Source organism: Dyadobacter fermentans DSM 18053 (genome assembly GCF_000023125.1).
GTDB classification, from domain to species: domain Bacteria; phylum Bacteroidota; class Bacteroidia; order Cytophagales; family Spirosomataceae; genus Dyadobacter; species Dyadobacter fermentans.
Window position 1 is genome coordinate 4,086,968 of the sequence record NC_013037.1, and the last position, 15,733, is coordinate 4,102,700.

The 15,733-nt window shown below is 52.1% G+C and carries 12 protein-coding genes; 6 read left to right on the plus strand and 6 right to left on the minus strand.

Annotation, left to right across the window (positions count from 1 at the left end; genetic code table 11):
• Positions 1-15 precede the first annotated feature (15 nt).
• The 5 genes from DFER_RS16525 to DFER_RS16545 are packed head-to-tail and all read left to right on the plus strand — an operon-like array spanning position 16 to position 4,374.
• A complete protein-coding gene (locus DFER_RS16525) occupies positions 16-1,998 on the plus strand; it encodes an ArnT family glycosyltransferase (protein ID WP_015812794.1) in 1,983 nt (660 codons plus the stop codon).
• A 14-nt stretch (positions 1,999-2,012) separates the two neighbouring features.
• Entirely contained in the window at positions 2,013-2,411 is a 399-nt protein-coding gene (locus DFER_RS16530) for a hypothetical protein (RefSeq protein ID WP_015812795.1), read from the plus strand.
• A 51-nt stretch (positions 2,412-2,462) separates the two neighbouring features.
• Positions 2,463-2,867, plus strand: coding sequence for a ketosteroid isomerase-related protein (locus DFER_RS16535; protein ID WP_015812796.1), 405 nt, complete (start codon positions 2,463-2,465; stop codon positions 2,865-2,867).
• Positions 2,864-3,466 (plus strand): GNAT family N-acetyltransferase, encoded by a 603-nt coding sequence (locus DFER_RS16540; RefSeq protein WP_015812797.1) that lies wholly within the window; start codon positions 2,864-2,866, stop codon positions 3,464-3,466. Before DFER_RS16535 ends, DFER_RS16540 begins: the two co-directional genes overlap by 4 nt.
• Positions 3,394-4,374, plus strand: coding sequence for a carbon-nitrogen hydrolase family protein (locus DFER_RS16545; RefSeq protein ID WP_229206024.1), 981 nt, complete (start codon positions 3,394-3,396; stop codon positions 4,372-4,374). Before DFER_RS16540 ends, DFER_RS16545 begins: the two co-directional genes overlap by 73 nt.
• A 51-nt stretch (positions 4,375-4,425) precedes the next feature.
• Here the strand turns inward: DFER_RS16545 and DFER_RS16550 are convergent, their stop codons facing one another.
• From DFER_RS16550 to DFER_RS16560, 3 genes are all read right to left on the minus strand, one after another.
• Positions 4,426-5,619 (minus strand): tail fiber domain-containing protein, encoded by a 1,194-nt coding sequence (locus DFER_RS16550; RefSeq protein ID WP_015812799.1) that lies wholly within the window; start codon positions 5,617-5,619, stop codon positions 4,426-4,428.
• 99 nt (positions 5,620-5,718) lie between these two features.
• The gene (locus DFER_RS16555; RefSeq protein ID WP_015812800.1) at positions 5,719-6,780 is read right to left on the minus strand and encodes a DUF8740 domain-containing protein; all 1,062 of its coding nucleotides are present in this window, start codon (positions 6,778-6,780) and stop codon (positions 5,719-5,721) included.
• Between the two features lie 28 nt (positions 6,781-6,808).
• Positions 6,809-8,761, minus strand: coding sequence for a tail fiber domain-containing protein (locus DFER_RS16560; RefSeq protein ID WP_015812801.1), 1,953 nt, complete (start codon positions 8,759-8,761; stop codon positions 6,809-6,811).
• 517 nt (positions 8,762-9,278) lie between these two features.
• Here DFER_RS16560 and DFER_RS30565 point away from each other — a divergent pair.
• Positions 9,279-10,712: a T9SS type A sorting domain-containing protein gene (locus DFER_RS30565; protein ID WP_015812802.1), complete on the plus strand. Its 1,434-nt coding sequence runs from the start codon at positions 9,279-9,281 to the stop codon at positions 10,710-10,712.
• A gap of 57 nt (positions 10,713-10,769) precedes the next feature.
• On the opposite strand, the gene DFER_RS16570 is transcribed toward DFER_RS30565, so the two are convergent.
• The 3 genes from DFER_RS16570 to DFER_RS16580 are packed head-to-tail and all read right to left on the minus strand — an operon-like array spanning position 10,770 to position 15,063.
• The gene (locus tag DFER_RS16570) at positions 10,770-12,533 is read right to left on the minus strand and encodes a PQQ-dependent sugar dehydrogenase (protein WP_015812803.1); all 1,764 of its coding nucleotides are present in this window, start codon (positions 12,531-12,533) and stop codon (positions 10,770-10,772) included.
• Between the two features lie 11 nt (positions 12,534-12,544).
• Entirely contained in the window at positions 12,545-13,783 is a 1,239-nt protein-coding gene (locus DFER_RS16575; RefSeq protein WP_015812804.1) for an amidohydrolase/deacetylase family metallohydrolase, read from the minus strand.
• A gap of 2 nt (positions 13,784-13,785) precedes the next feature.
• Positions 13,786-15,063, minus strand: coding sequence for an amidohydrolase/deacetylase family metallohydrolase (locus DFER_RS16580; protein WP_187293389.1), 1,278 nt, complete (start codon positions 15,061-15,063; stop codon positions 13,786-13,788).
• Positions 15,064-15,733 lie beyond the last annotated feature (670 nt).

Genomic DNA, 15,733 nt, shown 5'->3' on the forward strand with positions numbered 1-15,733 from the left:
GACCTTTTCTGACCTATGATTCTTTTGATCCCGCTGGCGATGATACTGGCCACGGCCAGTTGCTACGTGGCGCTCTACAAAGATTCCGAGCAATCCTTTCGCCGCTCGCTGATTACAGCTTCCATACTCGTTTTCTTCTTTATCGCAGTCAGTACCGAGCTGCTGGGGCTGCTCAATGCCGTCAACCGCTTTGGCATTGCCCTAAGCTGGCTGCTATTCGACGCCGCGCTGGCTGCGACATGGATTAGGATAAAAAAGGCCCATCGTGTAACACACCGGTCGCTGGGTCAAAGATGGCTAAGCGGCATCCGGCGTTTTTATCAAAGCGTCGGTCCGCTCACGGTCTTCATGCTGGGCGTACTTTCAGCTATTACCTTGTGCGTGGCGGTGGTGGCGATCCCCAACAATCAGGATTCGCTCAGTTACCATCTCAGCCGGCTGGGTTACTGGGCTCAGCAGGGCAATGTGGCGCATTACGCCTCGCACATCGAACGGTCCATTTCATTCAGTCCGTTTTCGGAATATGTTCATTTGCACACGTTCCTGCTATCCGGCTCGGTCCATTACTTTCAGCTACTGCAATGGGGCTGTCTGGCGGGTATATTACTGCTCGTTTCGATGATTGTGAGGCTGTTTTCAACGTCCGCGGCGGCACTGCGTATCGCATTGTGCTTCGCCGCGACGCTCCCGATCGTGGTTCTGGAGTCGATGACCACCCAGAATGACCTTGTCGTGGCATTCTTTCTCGTGGCAACCGCTTTTTTTGTATTTGATTATCTCCAAAACAAACAACAAACGAGCCTGTACCTCATTGCGCTCTGCTGTGCCGCCGGCATGTTCACCAAAGGAACGTTCCTATTTTACGCCCTCCCTTTCGGCGGCTACCTCATCATCCGGATGATCGGGCAACCGGCCATGCGGAAACACCTCTTAGGCTTTGTGGCCGCTGGTGTGGTGCTCACGCTGGCGCTCAACACACCGTTTTGGTACCGCACTTATGTGCTGTTCGGCTCGCCCGTCGGCACAATCAGCAATGGCAACCAAAACGACCTGCAACGCCCCGCCGACTATGTTTCGTCGGTAAGCAAGCATGTTTTCCTGCATCTCGGCTTCGTTTCCCCCGGCAACCGCTATAACGATTTCCTTCACACGCAGCTCAAAAATCTGCATGCGGCGATGGGCATTCCGCTCGACAGGCCGGGCCTGGGAATGCCGTTCAAGATGAATAAGCTGAATTTCAACGAGGATTTTGCCCATAATTTTTTCGGGATCTGGCTGATCCTCGCCGGTATTCCGCTGCTCTGGTGTGCACGTTTGCAACGAGCGGCCAATTGGTACGCAGCGCTCACATTGCTCAGCTTTCTCACCTTTTGCTTTTTTATCAGTTATCAAACGTACGGCTCGCGGCTGCATATCGCATTCTTTCTGCTTGCTGCGCCTGTGGTAGGCATTGCGTACGCTGCGGTGCTGCCCGCATTCCTGTCGCGTTTGCTGCCCGTGGTGCTCTGGCTGGCGGCGCTGCCATTCGCGTTACTCAGCGCATCGCACCCGCTGCTTTCCACCCGTTGGTTTTTTGAAAAAATATTTCCGACGGTTAACAATGCCTTGCATTTGAACATGCGCATCGACGCTGCCAACCTGAACCTCAAACAGGAAAGTGTACTGCACGCCACGCCGGGCCGGCTGTTCTGGGGCGACCATTGGGCCGGGCTGCAAGGACTTTTCGAGCGGGCAAACGCACTCAATCCCCAAAAAATCGGTTTTGCTTTTACGGAAGCCAGTTTCGACTTCGCCTACCAGTTTTTGCTTCGGAAGCCCGGGCGTGAATTTGCCCACGTGATGGTCGGTAATCCGTCGCGGGTGCTGGAAAATCCCGTATTTCAGCCGGATTTGATCATTTCCGAAAAGAATATGGGTAACGGGTTTGATTACAATGGTCAATCCTACCGGCTCGACTGGCAAAGTGACGACCGATGGCTGTACGTTTCAGTGAATTGACCCGATTTGAAAATATGCTAAAAAACAAGAAAAATCTCCTGCTGATCGGAATAGCGCTTCTGGTAGGCTACATCGTCTACGATTCGAGCACCCAGCCGACTGTGAACGACCTGGAAGGCGGCTTCCGGGAGGTGGCGATGTACCGCAATGAAAATAACACCGGGCCGATCGTGCGGGTGTACGCCGTGACCGTGGACGATACCCTTTCCAAGGACATGCTCCATTACGGCAACCTGATGCCTTACAACAAGTACGGCAGCACCACGGTTTACTTCTTCGACAGCGCCAAACCGACCCCGAAAACGCTGGCTGCCAGGGAACCACACTTCGATGCCCAATTTTCGCTGGGCTGCATTGCAGTGTACCGGAAAGACGCGAACGGGCAGGTATCGTTGGATCACAGCCCGTTTTAAAGCAAATACCTTTATTTTATCCCCATCATATTTTAAATAAACATTACTATAATGACTGCACTGGAAACCGTTCAGCAATACTATGAGGCCTTTAATGCGAAGAACTGGAAAGGCATGCTTGCGCTGCTTCATCCGGAAGTAAGGCACGAGGCCAACCAGGGCGATGTGCGCATTGGTTTGGAAAAATTCACTGAGTTTCTTCAAAAAATGGACGAAGCATACGAAGAAACGCTGACGAACATGGTGTTTTTCTCCGAGCCTCAGGACAAGCGTGTTGCGGTGGAGTTTGTTGTAAATGGCATTTATAAAAAAGCGGAAGATGGCCTTCCCGAAGCGCACGGACAGTCGTATGTGCTGCCCGCCGGGGCATTCCTGGAAGTCACCGATGGCAAGATCAGCCGTGTAACCACCTACTACAACCTTCCGCTCTGGATCGAGCTCGTTTCAAAACCATGACCAACGAACTGACATTCGTCCGTAAGACCGGCGCCGGCATTGCGGACGTTTTCGATGACCTGGCCGGGCTGCGGATTGCTGTTTTCAGGGATTACCCTTACTTGTACGAAGGCAGCTTAGATTATGAAAAGGGCTATTTGCAAACATACCTTCGCTCGGACCGCTCCTTTCTTTTTGCTGTTTACGATGGCCATGAGATGGTTGGCGCAACGACCTGCATTCCATTGGAGGACGAAACGGCGGAAATCCGCAAGCCGTTCGAAGATGCAGGCTTCGACATTGCTTCGGTATTTTACTTCGGAGAAAGCATCCTGCTGCCCGCCTACCGTGGAAAAGGACTCGGGCACCGCTTTTTCGACGAGCGCGAGGCACATGCACGGACATTCGGGCAATTCGCCCTGTGCTGCTTCTGCTCCGTCGACCGCGGCAAAAATCACCCGTTGAAACCGGCTGACCACCGGCCGAACGACGCGTTCTGGCTGAAACGCGGCTACCGCGAAGAGCCCGCATTGCAAAGCGTGATGGAATGGCCCGATCTCGGAGAAACGGCGTCCACGCCCAAAAAGATGATTTTCTGGACAAAACCGATTACCTATTGACCATGACCCAGGCAGTTACCATTACTTCGGCACAATACCCGATCACCGAACACGCAGATTTTGCTTCGTGGCAGCGGCACACCGAAAAATGGGTTGCCGACGCCGCCATCCGGGGCGCAAACCTGCTGCTTTTTCCGGAATATGGCGCCATGGAGCTGGTGAGCATTTTCAACGCGGAAATCCGCGCCGACATTCGCCGGCAAATCCAGGAGCTGGATGCCTTGAAAGACGATTTTTGCAAGACATTCGAAATGCTTGCCCGGAAATACGGTGTCATCATCGTGGCACCGAGCATCCCGGTGATCGAGCATGCGAGGAATCTCAACCGCGCATTTGTGTTCTCACCTACGGGAATGGCCGGTTACCAGGACAAATTCTTCATGACGCGCTTTGAAAACGAGCATTGGGGAATAGAAAGCGCCCCACGGCAGCTCACCGTTTTCGAAGCCGACTGGGGCAAATTCGGCATTCAGATATGCTACGACGTGGAATTCCCCATCGGCGCGCGAAAGCTCTCCGATGCCGGCGCGAACCTGATTCTCGCCCCCAGCTGCACCGAAACCATTCGCGGCGCCACGCGTGTACACGTGGGCGCCCGCTCGCGGGCGCTCGAAAACCAGTGCTACACGGTCGTATCACAAACCGTCGGCGAAGCATTATGGTCGCCAGCCGTCGACGTTAATTACGGCTATGCCGCTTGTTACACGACCCCGGACAAGAACATGCCCGAGGAGGGCATTATCGGCACCATGCCCGCACAGCAAGAAGGCTGGCTCATGCAAAACCTCGATTTCGCGCTCATTGAGGAAGTCCGCGCGGACGGGCATGTTTTTAACTTTAAGGACCAGTCGCGCGTGACGTTGGAAATGAAGGATGCTGCAATTTCCGTTGTTCATACAAAATTATAAAACTAACTGCGGCTACGGATGGCTGCCGCAGTTAGTCGATTTATCGAACAGCTACTTTGCTGTTGTTCCAGCCGGAGCAACTGTGGCGGCCAGTTGGTCTAATCTGGCAGTTAAAGCCGCAAGCAGAGCTTGTATAGCCACATTTTCACTTTTGATTCCCGCATTTTCCGAACCCAGCTTCGCGTTCAATGCGGCAAGGGTCTTCACCGACTCGATGAGGTGCGGGATAAGCCCCGTATAATTCAATGACTTAAAGCCCTTTGCATCCGTTTTGACCAACTCTGGGAATAATGTCTCCACATCCTGCGCAATGAGGCCGGTTTGTAATGACTGGTCACGCTCCTTATCTTTCCAATAATAGTGATAACCTTCTAGTTTACTCAGCTTTTCAAAACTGGTTGATAAAGGAGAAAAGTCGCGTTTAAGGCGGCGGTCGGAGGATTCACTTATGATTCCATTAACACCCAGGTTCCCGTTTATAAGTGTACCGCCATTTCCATAAACTTGAAGCTTCCAATCATTTCCAATATAAAATCCTATCGAATTATCGCCCGACATACCTACAAAACCGACGGAGTTATGCTGTGAATTATCGAAGTATATTCCGGCAGTGCTTCCGTTGTGCCGCATACGGGCACGTCCTCCAACATCCAGAATATGACTGGGCATAATACTTTCATTTCCAATCCCCACATAACCATTCCGGAGTACTGTGAAGGCATTCGATAAATTGTTGAATGCTGTACCGTTTCCAATTTGAAAAATTCTGTCTGACGCTTTCAGGCCCGCCTTTGTCGACACCGAATTATCCTGGACGTTGTTCCATGTGCCTATCGTCATTGCACCCCAGGCTTTCGCCATTGTTCCTTCTCCAAAAGCAACCGACTCATTGCCATCCGCCCATGTACCGTTCCCTAGAGCTATGGCATTGGTTCCGTGGCAGTTTGCGTTGGTACCTGCGGCAATTCCCGCAAGATCTGTTACCTGAAAAGCCCATTTGTTGCCAATATATAATCCTACCTTATTATCGGTAACCATACCTACAAAGCCACTCGGCACACCGGTCGAATTGTCGAAGTGAATACCCGCAGTAGCACCTCTATGCCTCATCCGCGCGCGTCCGTCGACGTCTAATCGGTATTCAGGAGTCGCAACATCAGCTCCGATTCCGACATTCCCGTTGTCTGCAACATGAAGAATCCATTTGTTTCCGATGTACAGCCCCATCTTGTTATCGGTGATCATACCCACAAAACCTGACGGTGCATTCGATGAATTGTCAAAATGAATGCCTGCGGTAGCACCACTGTGATATATACGCGCCCTGCCGCCAACTTCAAGCGGCTATGTGGGGTTTACCACATTGGCTCCGATGCCAACAAACCCGGTGCCTGTCACCTGGAATCTCCATTTGTTGCCAATGTAGAAGCCTACCTTTTCATCAGTAATCATCCCCATAAAACCACCTGCATTGTTCGAAGAATTGTTCAAATGTATCCCCGCAGTTGATGTGCCACTGTGTTGGATCTTAATTCGCCCGCTAACTTCAAGTGGAAGGGAAGGTGCCAGAACACCATTTCCAATACCGACGTTACCATTTCGAAGGACTGTCAGTGCATTTGAAGGGTTTTGCGGTCCGGCCCCATTTCCAACCTGAAAGATGCGATCAGTTGGCGCAATTCCAGAGGCGTCCGGCACCGGATTATCCGTATTGTCATTAAAAGCACCTACACTCAGAGCTCCCGAAGCCTTTGCCACGGTGCCATTACCAATGGCTGCCGAGGCCTCTCCCAAGGCGAGAGTATAGCTTCCCAATGCAATCGAGCCGTTGCCAATATTATTGTCGCTCCAAAGACTTTCCAGCGACCTTCCAGCTAACAACGCTGCCTTCTTTGGATACCAGACCAGCCTGGGACCGTCACCGATACCTCCTAGTGACGGTCCTGAACCATACGTCCCATGCTGAACGATTGGTGCATTCTGCCGCCAACTTTCCGCGACAGTGCTATGCATGGCATAAGGCACACTGAGCAACTGGACAGCACCTAAGTCATGTGTTTGTCCATCTCCTAAAGTGAACTGAATTTGCAGATAATATTTGTCACTACCCCAGTCGATTATCTTCATATCTCCCGTCAGCACCTGATTGCCAGCGCCAATTTGCAAGTTGAATATGCCGCCATCCATGATCAAGACGTTGGAATGAATTTCTTTGTATTCGACCGGCCCGTCAATGGCTCCTTTTCGGATCATAAAACTTACGCCCTCTACACTGCTTCCGCCGGTAAGGACTTTTCCCGTCTGATCTCTTGCTACACCTTGAAAACTGAATTTTTGAGGAGACTGAGCTAGTGCAGCGTGCAAAGTGCAAAGCCAGGAGAGGCCAATTATAAAAATGAATCTCATAGTGAATGTTAGTTATAGTTAGACTTATTTAGAAAATCTCGTCTCCGGTTTCTGCCCGGTGCTGGCTGTCCTTGCTTCTGCGGGGCGTCGCCTGCAATACATCCTCGATCCGCCGTAAACGCTTCTGTAAATTTGCATTTGAAATTGCCAGGGCTTCGTTGTGCGATTTCAATGACTTCACCGCCTCGATCAAATGCGGGATTAATCCGGTGTAGTTCAGCGATTTGAAGCCCTTACTGTCTGTTTTGACCAATTCAGGGAACAGTTTCTCCACTTCCTGCGCGATGAGTCCGGTTTGCAATGATGGGTCACGTTCCTTGTCCTTCCAGAAATAATGGTATCCGTTGAGGCTGGTCAATTTGCCGAGGCTTGATGACAGCGGCACGAAATCGCGTTTGAGGCGGCGGTCGGATGTCTGCACGATGGCATTGTTGATATATCCGGTTCCGCCATTATCAACCCAGAACATCCAGGAATTGCCGAGATAAAGCCCTACCTGATCATCCGTTTTCATTCCCACGAAGCCGTCGACCTGGTGTTGGGAATTATCGAAATGAATGCCCGCCGTGCTCCCGTTGTGATGGATACGCGCGCGGCCGCCTACTTCCAGAATGTGGGTTGGAAACAAGGCATTGTTGCCTATCCCGACATTCCCGTTCCTTTGAACGGTGAGGGCATTGGAAAGGGCCTGATTTCCCATTCCATTACCTATTTGAAAAATCCGGTCCGAGGTTTTGGCCCCCGCGTAATTGCCTACCGAATTGTCCTGGACATTATTAAATGCGCCAATCGTGACAGCGCCATACGCTTTGGCGGTTGTCCCCGGCCCCAGCGCCACCGATTCATCGCCGATGGCATTCCCGCCTCCCGTAGCAACCGCGCCGTTTGAATGCACCTGCCAGCGCCACTTTCCGAGATAAAATCCAACGTTATCGTCTGTAATCATACCCACAAAGCCAGTAGGAACCGCCGACGAGTTATCGAAGAACAACCCTGCCGTGGCGTCCTTATGTCTGATCCGCAGCCTCCCTCCGACGTCGAGGATGTGTGTTGGACTGGTTGCGACACTGCCGAAACCAATGTTGCCATTCCTTAAAACGGTAACTGCATTCTTGCGTGCATTGTTATCGCCGTTACCGATCTGGAAAATCCGGTCGGCGGGGTCAAGCAAGGCTGGGTGTGGGTTATCGGTGTTGTCGTTGAAAAACCCGGCTGTGAAAGATCCGTTAGCTTTCGCTGCGGTGTGGCTACCGAAAGTAGCGCTGGCCCAGCCGGAAGCGCTTGTTTCGTTTCCGGTGGCGAACGAATTCGCGGTTGTCGATAACGAAGCTGTTCCAAAGGCCGCGCTGTTTGCTCCGGAAGCGAGGGTGTTAGTTCCGAAGGCTGCCGAGAAATCGCCGATCTGCGCATCTTCCCAGGCGCCGTTCCCGACAATTCCGGCCCTGAATGCGGCTTTTTTAGGATACCAGATCAGCCGCGAACCGGCGCCTACCGTGGGGAGACGATGTTTTGCGATGTCAGGATCGCCTGGTACTAAAACATCGTTCTTTTGAACTACGGGATATCCGTCCGACCATTTCGCTGCCTGTTCTGAATGCAGGGCATATGGTACGCTCAGGAGCTGCGTTGTCCCCAAATCAATGTAGCTGGCCCCGCCGGACACATCCATTTCCAGTTGAAGATAGTGGGCATGCTTCTTCCATAGAATTGCTCCCACATTGCCTACGATGCCGTTACCTTCACCGATCTTGATATTGAAAATCCCGTCGTAGCCTGTCAACGGCGCCTGGGTCTCCTGGTACACGATCTCTCCGGCGGGCGATGCTGAGCGAATGGAAATTCGTATTCCGACAACTGCATTGCTTACAGTTTTCCCGTCGATGCTTCGGGCGATTCCCTGAAAACTGAACTTCTGCGGCGATTGGGCCGTGCAGGGAAGATGGTACAAGAGGAGACAGATACTAGCCAGAAAATTTCTCATGAATAAAGTTTGAGTTAGCTGAATTTAAAGCGCTCCCAAACTGCAACCGTCACCAACTAGTTTTAGAAAAGAACCAGCGAATCACCCGTTCTGATTCTCAAGCGGAAACCTTAATCGGAGCGAACCTTTCCCAAGACTCATTAAAATCTTACCATCCGTTTGTATTTTTCCAATACGACCAAAAGTTACTCTCTATGTATTCCGACAAGTATCAACTAAGTGCCAACCAATTTTATATTTAGTCTTGATAAAATTAATCTAACTGATAAAAGTACTTTTGTTTAATATACAACTATCTATAAAACAAGTAACTAAAATATTTCGATCACTAATTTGCAAAATATTTTTACATGTTAATGTAAACGTTTATTGGATAGGGTGATTTATTTTGATGCCGACGTATAGTAGTCTTCGTTTTTGTTTAAAAACTTTTTACATTCACCCGCAACTTTCACTATTTCAAGATATTGCATGTATATTCAACAGTACTTTTTTTGGTCACTAAACGTCCTCTATCATGAAAACTTTCTACCGTTTGATGTGCATTACCTTGATAGGTATTTCTATGCATTTCACGTCGCAAGCACAGTGCACGCTGACCGATCCCGCAATTGAATTAAACCATGTTGGTGACAGTAACGGGAATTGTGTGGTGAACATTAACCTCTCCTTCACCATCAATAAGAATTTTGGAAACAAGTTTACGTATGTTCACATATGGGCTCCTTCCTCATATCCCAACATCGACTACAAAAAAGCACCGGACAAAACTGCCCTCGGTGCTGTGCTTGCCACGCTCGCGCTTGATACGCGTGGAGCAGTTACCTTATTGCCAGATTATAGTGCTGACAATCAAATACAGCCACTATTTACAGGCTTAACACTATTGGAGGAAGACTTGGGTTCGGGGCTGGTCCGTGTCACGATCGACAATATCCAGTTCACTGTTCCCGGTGCTTGCGAAACTCTTCCCATCCTGAAAGGAGATGTGTGGTCTACCCAGGCCGCAACCAATAATCCGGCTGTACACTGCTATAACCGCGGTTTCAACCTACGCATTAACGACCCGATGATAACCGGAAAAATCAACTGTAACGAGCCCGAAGGACCACGCACCTACGACCTGGATATCGTATCCACGAACCCTACTGCTTTTTCCGTAACATATAAATTGTACCTGGATGACGGCGAGCTGACCAACGGCCAGCCAACGTTCAGCACTATGGATGATGAGCTTATCTATACGAGCCCGCCAACTAATTTGTCAACGTCGGAGCCGATCGTGAGCAAAGACCAGCCCTATACGTATGCGTTCCTTGAAGACAAACGCTCGATATGGGTCGTTTTGACAAGCCCTACCTTGCCGAATGCCATCATTGCGGAATTGAAAAACAATTGTACTATCACATTGCCCGTGACGCTGGCGCGGTTCAGTGGCTCTTTGCTCGACAACGCGGTGAGCCTTTCCTGGACCACCACCGAAGAGGCCGGGAGCAGCCATTTTGACATCGAGCGCAGCGCCGATGCAAAAGAATTCATTCAGCTCGGCCGCATTCAGGCTAACGGCAATTCTTCGGTGACAAAACAATACCGTTTCGTGGACACCAAACCGCTGAGCGGTAATAACTACTACCGGTTGCGAATGGTAGATACCGACGGAAGCTTCGAATATTCACGCACGATCGCGATCGATAATGGCTCAAACAGCGTGGCATTCGAGCTGCTGGGTAACCCGGCGCCGAACCGGGAGATCAAATTCCTCCTCAAAAACGAGAAGGCGTCCAACATCCGCCTTTTCGACCTGTCGGGAAAAACGATCGGTTTCTCGCTCAGCCAAAGCGGCAACGAGTTTGTGCTGAGGCCGAAAGGTAGCTTCTCATCGGGTCTGTACATTCTTTCGCTGCAACGTAATGGCGCCAGTATGCTCACGAAGAAGGTTTTGATGCCATAGTGAGCTCCGTATAGATGCAAACGGCCCGGTGGAAGCATTTCCGCCGGGCCGTTTGGCTTATTTACCCAATACCTGCCTCACATCGCCTGCCGAAACCGGGCCGGCGTCGTTGCCGAAGCTCCTGCGGATGTAGGTAAGCACCTGGGCCAGCTCCTCGGCTTTCAGGAAATCATGGCGTGGCATCAGGTCGTTATATGGCTTCCCGGCAACCTGGATGGGCCCTTCAAGGCCGTTGGCCACGACTTCGATCAGCCGCTTTTTATCGCCCGTCACCCATTCGGAGCCTCCGAGGGGCGGGAACCGGCTGCCGTCGCCCATTCCGTTGCGCTGATGGCAGGGCGTGCAGTAGGTGTTGTAAATGCGCTGGCCGAGTTCCTTCGTCTGGGTATCGAGGTTATCGGCCACTTCGTCGGGCGTGCGGATATGCGCCAGCAGCTTGTGCTGTTCCATCGAGGCAAGTTGTTTTGTTCCAAAAGCCTTTCTATCCCCTTTGAACATAATGCGCCAAACCTTTCCCACCTTCGAATCAGTGATGTACAATGAGCCATCGGGGCCTTCGGCGAGGCCCATCGGCCTGAACTTCGCATCACTTACATTGATGATCGGATCGACGCCCGCGAAACCGTCCGCGAAAACCTCCCATTCGCCCGAGGGAACGCCATTTTTGAACGGCACGAAGCCTACAAAGTAACCCGCCTGCGGATATGGCGCGCGGTTGGTGGAACCGTGGAAGGCAATGAATGCACCATTTTTATATCGTTCGGGGAATTGACTGCCCTGATAAAAAAGTACGTCGTTCGGTGCCCAATGTCCCGGAAACCCTATGAGCGGCTTCTGGTACTTCGCGCCCTCGCCCTCCTTTTTACCGTCGCCTCCGTATTCGGGATTGAGCATTTTCCGGCCTTTCATCTGATCGTAGTAATAATACGGCCAGCCGGAGTTGGTGCCCTGCGTTACTTTCACAAATTCCTCGGCAGGGAGCACCGCGCTCTGCCACGACGTGAACAGGCCCGGAAACAGGCGATGGAGGTTATCCCGGCCATGCACCACCGCATAAAGGCTCTTGTCCGCAGGATTCCAGCGCATTCCGACGATACTTCGCAAGCCGGTGGCATACAAGGAGCCGTCGGCCTGGGTTTGGTTGGGCTTGTCGGCACTGAACTTCCATATCCCGCCGTGCTTTTCGAGTTCGGGGCACGGGTCCACGCCGCGGTTGCCGGGTTTTCCGCCTGGTGAGTTCACCATATCCTGGCAGGCATCCGAAGGTGCGCCGAACGGGACGTACATATTCCCGGCGTCGTCGAAGGCCATTGGTTTTGTGATATGCCAATGCGGGCCGTGCTCGTGGTCATCTTTCAGGATGAGCTCTGTTTTTTCGTCGGGCAGGAGCTGGCCGGGGATGAGCTTGCTGCGGTAAACAGCCAGTGAGGAGCTGTAATAAAGATATCCGTTGTGAATGGTGATCCCGTTGGCGAGGCTGCTATGGTCCTGGTAATTACCGAAATTCCGCATGACATCCGCCCGGCCGTCGCCGTTGGTATCCCTGAGCGCCACGGTGCCGCCGCCCTGCCCTTTGCCGAAATAGCGGAGTTTGATATAAATGTCGCCATTATCATTCACCACAATGTGCCGGGCAAGGCCGGTGCTGTCGGCGACCACGAGCGTTTCAAAATCGTCGGGCGTTGTGAGGCCGCCCTGGTCGGCGTCGCCGGCGGGCAGGGTATCGTGCGGCAAATGCGTTGCGCCGGCCAATGCGAGCGCCAGGAGCCCTATGCCCAGATATGCCCGGATTCCTGTGCGTTTTAATTTATAAAAATGCATGATTGTTTCGGTTAAAATCCCTTTTTCTTCGCTGCGAGCCCATTCAAATCCCACACTACCTTTCCCTCGCGGACGGTCATTTCCACTTCCAGCTTCCGGCTGCCGCTGATGCTGTTTCCGACAGAATCCATGAAACCGAATGTACCTTCCCGCAACCGGAACAATGCGATATCGGCCGGATTTCCCTCGCGCAGTGCACCCAGCTCGGGATGACCGATTGCCTGGGCCGCATTCCACGTCGCGATCCGCACCACCTCTTCAAGCGAAAGGCCCATCGCCATGAACTTCGACATGACGTTTGACATATCCTTCATGGCAGAGTTCATGCTGAAACGATGCAGGTCCGTCCCAAACGAATTGGGCCAAAAACCCTGCTTCACGGCGGGCACCGCCTGATCGAACCAGAAACCAGCACCGCCATGACCGAGGTCGAACAGCACGCCGCGCTTCCGGGCTTCGAGCACGAAGGGGCGCACGCGGCCGTCGTCGCCTACAATCGGCATTCGTTCTTTGATGTTCTCGAACGTGTGGGTGATCATATCGCCGGGCCGCATTCTGGCCAGCTGATCTTCCAGGGAATATTCCGGTAAATGGCATTCGACAAAAAGCGGCTTGCCGGATTGTTTGGCAGCATTCAATGCATTATCGAACGGCGTCCATTCCTTCCCGTTATAATGCCCGATCTTCACGCCTGCGATCACAGCCGCATATTGCCGGATCGTGGCAACAGCCGAATCCACATTCATGTCCTGCAAGTTCTGCTCATGCGCCGCGCCCGTCATACCGCCGCCGGAGATGTTCAGAAATGCCAGAATGCGGGTTTTGGACTGATCAATCACCTGTTTTTTAAACAACGGAAAGCTCCGCCAGCCGGAAGTTCCCGCGTCCACAACGGTGGTTACACCCGAGCGGAATGTAAAATCGTCGGGCGAAACACTGTTTACACCATTGGCAAATTGTCCCGTCTGCGCGCCTACGAACACATGCGTGTGCGGATCGATAAATCCGGGCGTGAGGTACAGGCCGTCGGCATTGATCACCTGCGCCGCCGAGCCGCGGATATCAGCCGCCACCCGGGCGATTTTCCCCTGACTCACGGCAACGTCCATCCTGGCATTGACCGAGCTGGCCGGATCGATCACGTGCGCGCCTTTGATGAGCAGGTCGTAGGATTGGGCACGGGCATTTACAGCGACCAACGCCGCGAATGCGAGCCAGCATCCCGTGATTTGGAATAATAATGCTTTCATACCTATTTCGCCTGCATTTCCGATTCCCAACCCGCTACGCTGATCCCGTTGAGATCCCACACGACCTTTCCGGCACGTATCGTCAGTTCGGCTTCGAGCTTTTTGTCGCCTTTGAGCTTCAATCTGCGGGCGTCTATGAAGCCGAAATCGCCTTTGCGGACGTTAAAAACCGTAATGTCGGCCTCGCTGCCCACGGTAAGACTGCCCAGGTCGGGGCGCTTGATCACCTGCGCGGGGTTCCAGGTGACGCGCAGGATCGCGTCCGGCAGCGGTACGCCCATGTTCAGGAATTTGGAGATCACATTATCCAAACCCTTCATTCCGCCGTTCATGCTGTCGGTGTGCAGATCGGTGCTGATCACATTCGCGAGAAAGCCCTGCCTGATTGATGGGATCGCCTGCCGCCAAGCAAATGCGCCTCCGCCGTGACCGACATCGAATACGAGCCCTTTTTTCTGTATTTCCAGCACGAAAGGCTTCACTTTGCCCTGCTCGTCCACCACGGTTTCGCGGTCGTTGGGCCCGTGGGCATAGGTATGCGTGAAAATATCGCCCGGCCTGAGGTATTCCTTAAAAAGCTTTTCGATCGACAGCGGCGGCCGGTGCTCGCCAAAATCGACCATTACCGGCACGTCGGCCAGCTTACCGGCTTCCACGGCCCGCTGCACCTGGCTGTAATCGCCCCAGAAATGCGCCGATTTGATACCTACGATGATATTGGGATACAATCTTTTGATCATGTTTGCCACCATTACCGGATTCATGTCCGTCAGGTCCTGCTCTTCGTAGCGGCTCGCCATGCCTGTGCCCACGATGTTCAGGAATGCCAGCACGCGCGTTTGCGCACGATCGATCGTTTGCGCTTTGAAAAGTTTGAAATTCCGCCAGCCCGACGAACCGGCGTCCACGACGGTGGTGACGCCCGTCCGGAATGTAAAACCATCGGGCGCGACGCTCGTGTGGCCGTTGGCGATGTAGGCGTCGGGCGTGGTGCCATTAAAAACGTGGGCATGCATGTCGATAAACCCGGGCGCGACGTACAAACCTTTGGCGTCGACGACTTTTTTAGCATTCGCGGCGGGAATGTCCGCGGCCACCTGGGCAATTTTCCCGGAAATAACCGCCACATCGCGCACGCCGTCGATCTGGTTTTTCGGGTCGATGACGTGGCCGCCTTTGATGAGCAGGTCGATGGATTGGGAATGCGCCGGTGATAGCGCGAGAAGCAGGAAGGCGAAGACGGTCCAGCCGCGACAGCCGTGCCTTAGAAAGGCAGTCATTGAAGTAATCATTTTCATTAATCTTTAAGGTTCAGGAATGTCGTGACGCCCGGCGAGGCGTCATTTCAAATTATCTTTAACACAGAAAGCCTCCAAAATCAATGACTTAATACTGCTCTGACTGAAAATATTCGCGTTTGTGGGAAATAGCACGATGACAAGACCTGCTCCCACCGGATCTTTCGGAAGTGGGCGATCGCATTATCCCTTAGAACCAGAAATAAACGCTCAGTTACTACAAGAATTTATGTATGTAATTTTCGAAGAAAAAAAGTGATTATTTATTTTTAAGCCTATTTAACTTATTGATAATCAAAAAATTAAATTTTTGTAGAGATATTTTTATTTTGAAAATGAAATCCAATGCTTTAAACTTGTTGTAGATTTTATTTTACATGAATGTAGCTACACGTAAAATAAAGTCTACGCATTGCGAATGTTGGAATTTTCGATCGAGCGGAAACGCTGCCTGAAAAGCAACTCACTCAACGTTAAAAGACATGACGAACAATCGTTATCTACGGCTTTTGCCACAAGGCAGCATGCGGCACCCGGCGGTGTGCTCCGATCCGGAGCCCGTTCCCTCGGTGGAAAGTGATAATCCTACCCTACCTGTTAAACGTTCTGTTTCAAGGACATTCCATCCGGAACCGTCCCACCTTCTTCCTCC

Coding starts and splice junctions, on each gene's coding strand:
- DFER_RS16545 (WP_229206024.1), top strand. CDS start 3,394: ATGGCCCGATCTCGGAGAAACGGCGTCCACGCCCAAAAAGATGATTTT.
- DFER_RS16580 (WP_187293389.1), bottom strand. CDS start 15,063: ATGACTGCCTTTCTAAGGCACGGCTGTCGCGGCTGGACCGTCTTCGCC.
- DFER_RS16530 (WP_015812795.1), top strand. CDS start 2,013: ATGCTAAAAAACAAGAAAAATCTCCTGCTGATCGGAATAGCGCTTCTG.
- DFER_RS16555 (WP_015812800.1), bottom strand. CDS start 6,780: ATGAGATTCATTTTTATAATTGGCCTCTCCTGGCTTTGCACTTTGCAC.
- DFER_RS16535 (WP_015812796.1), top strand. CDS start 2,463: ATGACTGCACTGGAAACCGTTCAGCAATACTATGAGGCCTTTAATGCG.
- DFER_RS16560 (WP_015812801.1), bottom strand. CDS start 8,761: ATGAGAAATTTTCTGGCTAGTATCTGTCTCCTCTTGTACCATCTTCCC.
- DFER_RS16550 (WP_015812799.1), bottom strand. CDS start 5,619: ATGATCACCGATAACAAGATGGGGCTGTACATCGGAAACAAATGGATT.
- DFER_RS16575 (WP_015812804.1), bottom strand. CDS start 13,783: ATGAAAGCATTATTATTCCAAATCACGGGATGCTGGCTCGCATTCGCG.
- DFER_RS16570 (WP_015812803.1), bottom strand. CDS start 12,533: ATGCATTTTTATAAATTAAAACGCACAGGAATCCGGGCATATCTGGGC.
- DFER_RS30565 (WP_015812802.1), top strand. CDS start 9,279: ATGAAAACTTTCTACCGTTTGATGTGCATTACCTTGATAGGTATTTCT.
- DFER_RS16525 (WP_015812794.1), top strand. CDS start 16: ATGATTCTTTTGATCCCGCTGGCGATGATACTGGCCACGGCCAGTTGC.
- DFER_RS16540 (WP_015812797.1), top strand. CDS start 2,864: ATGACCAACGAACTGACATTCGTCCGTAAGACCGGCGCCGGCATTGCG.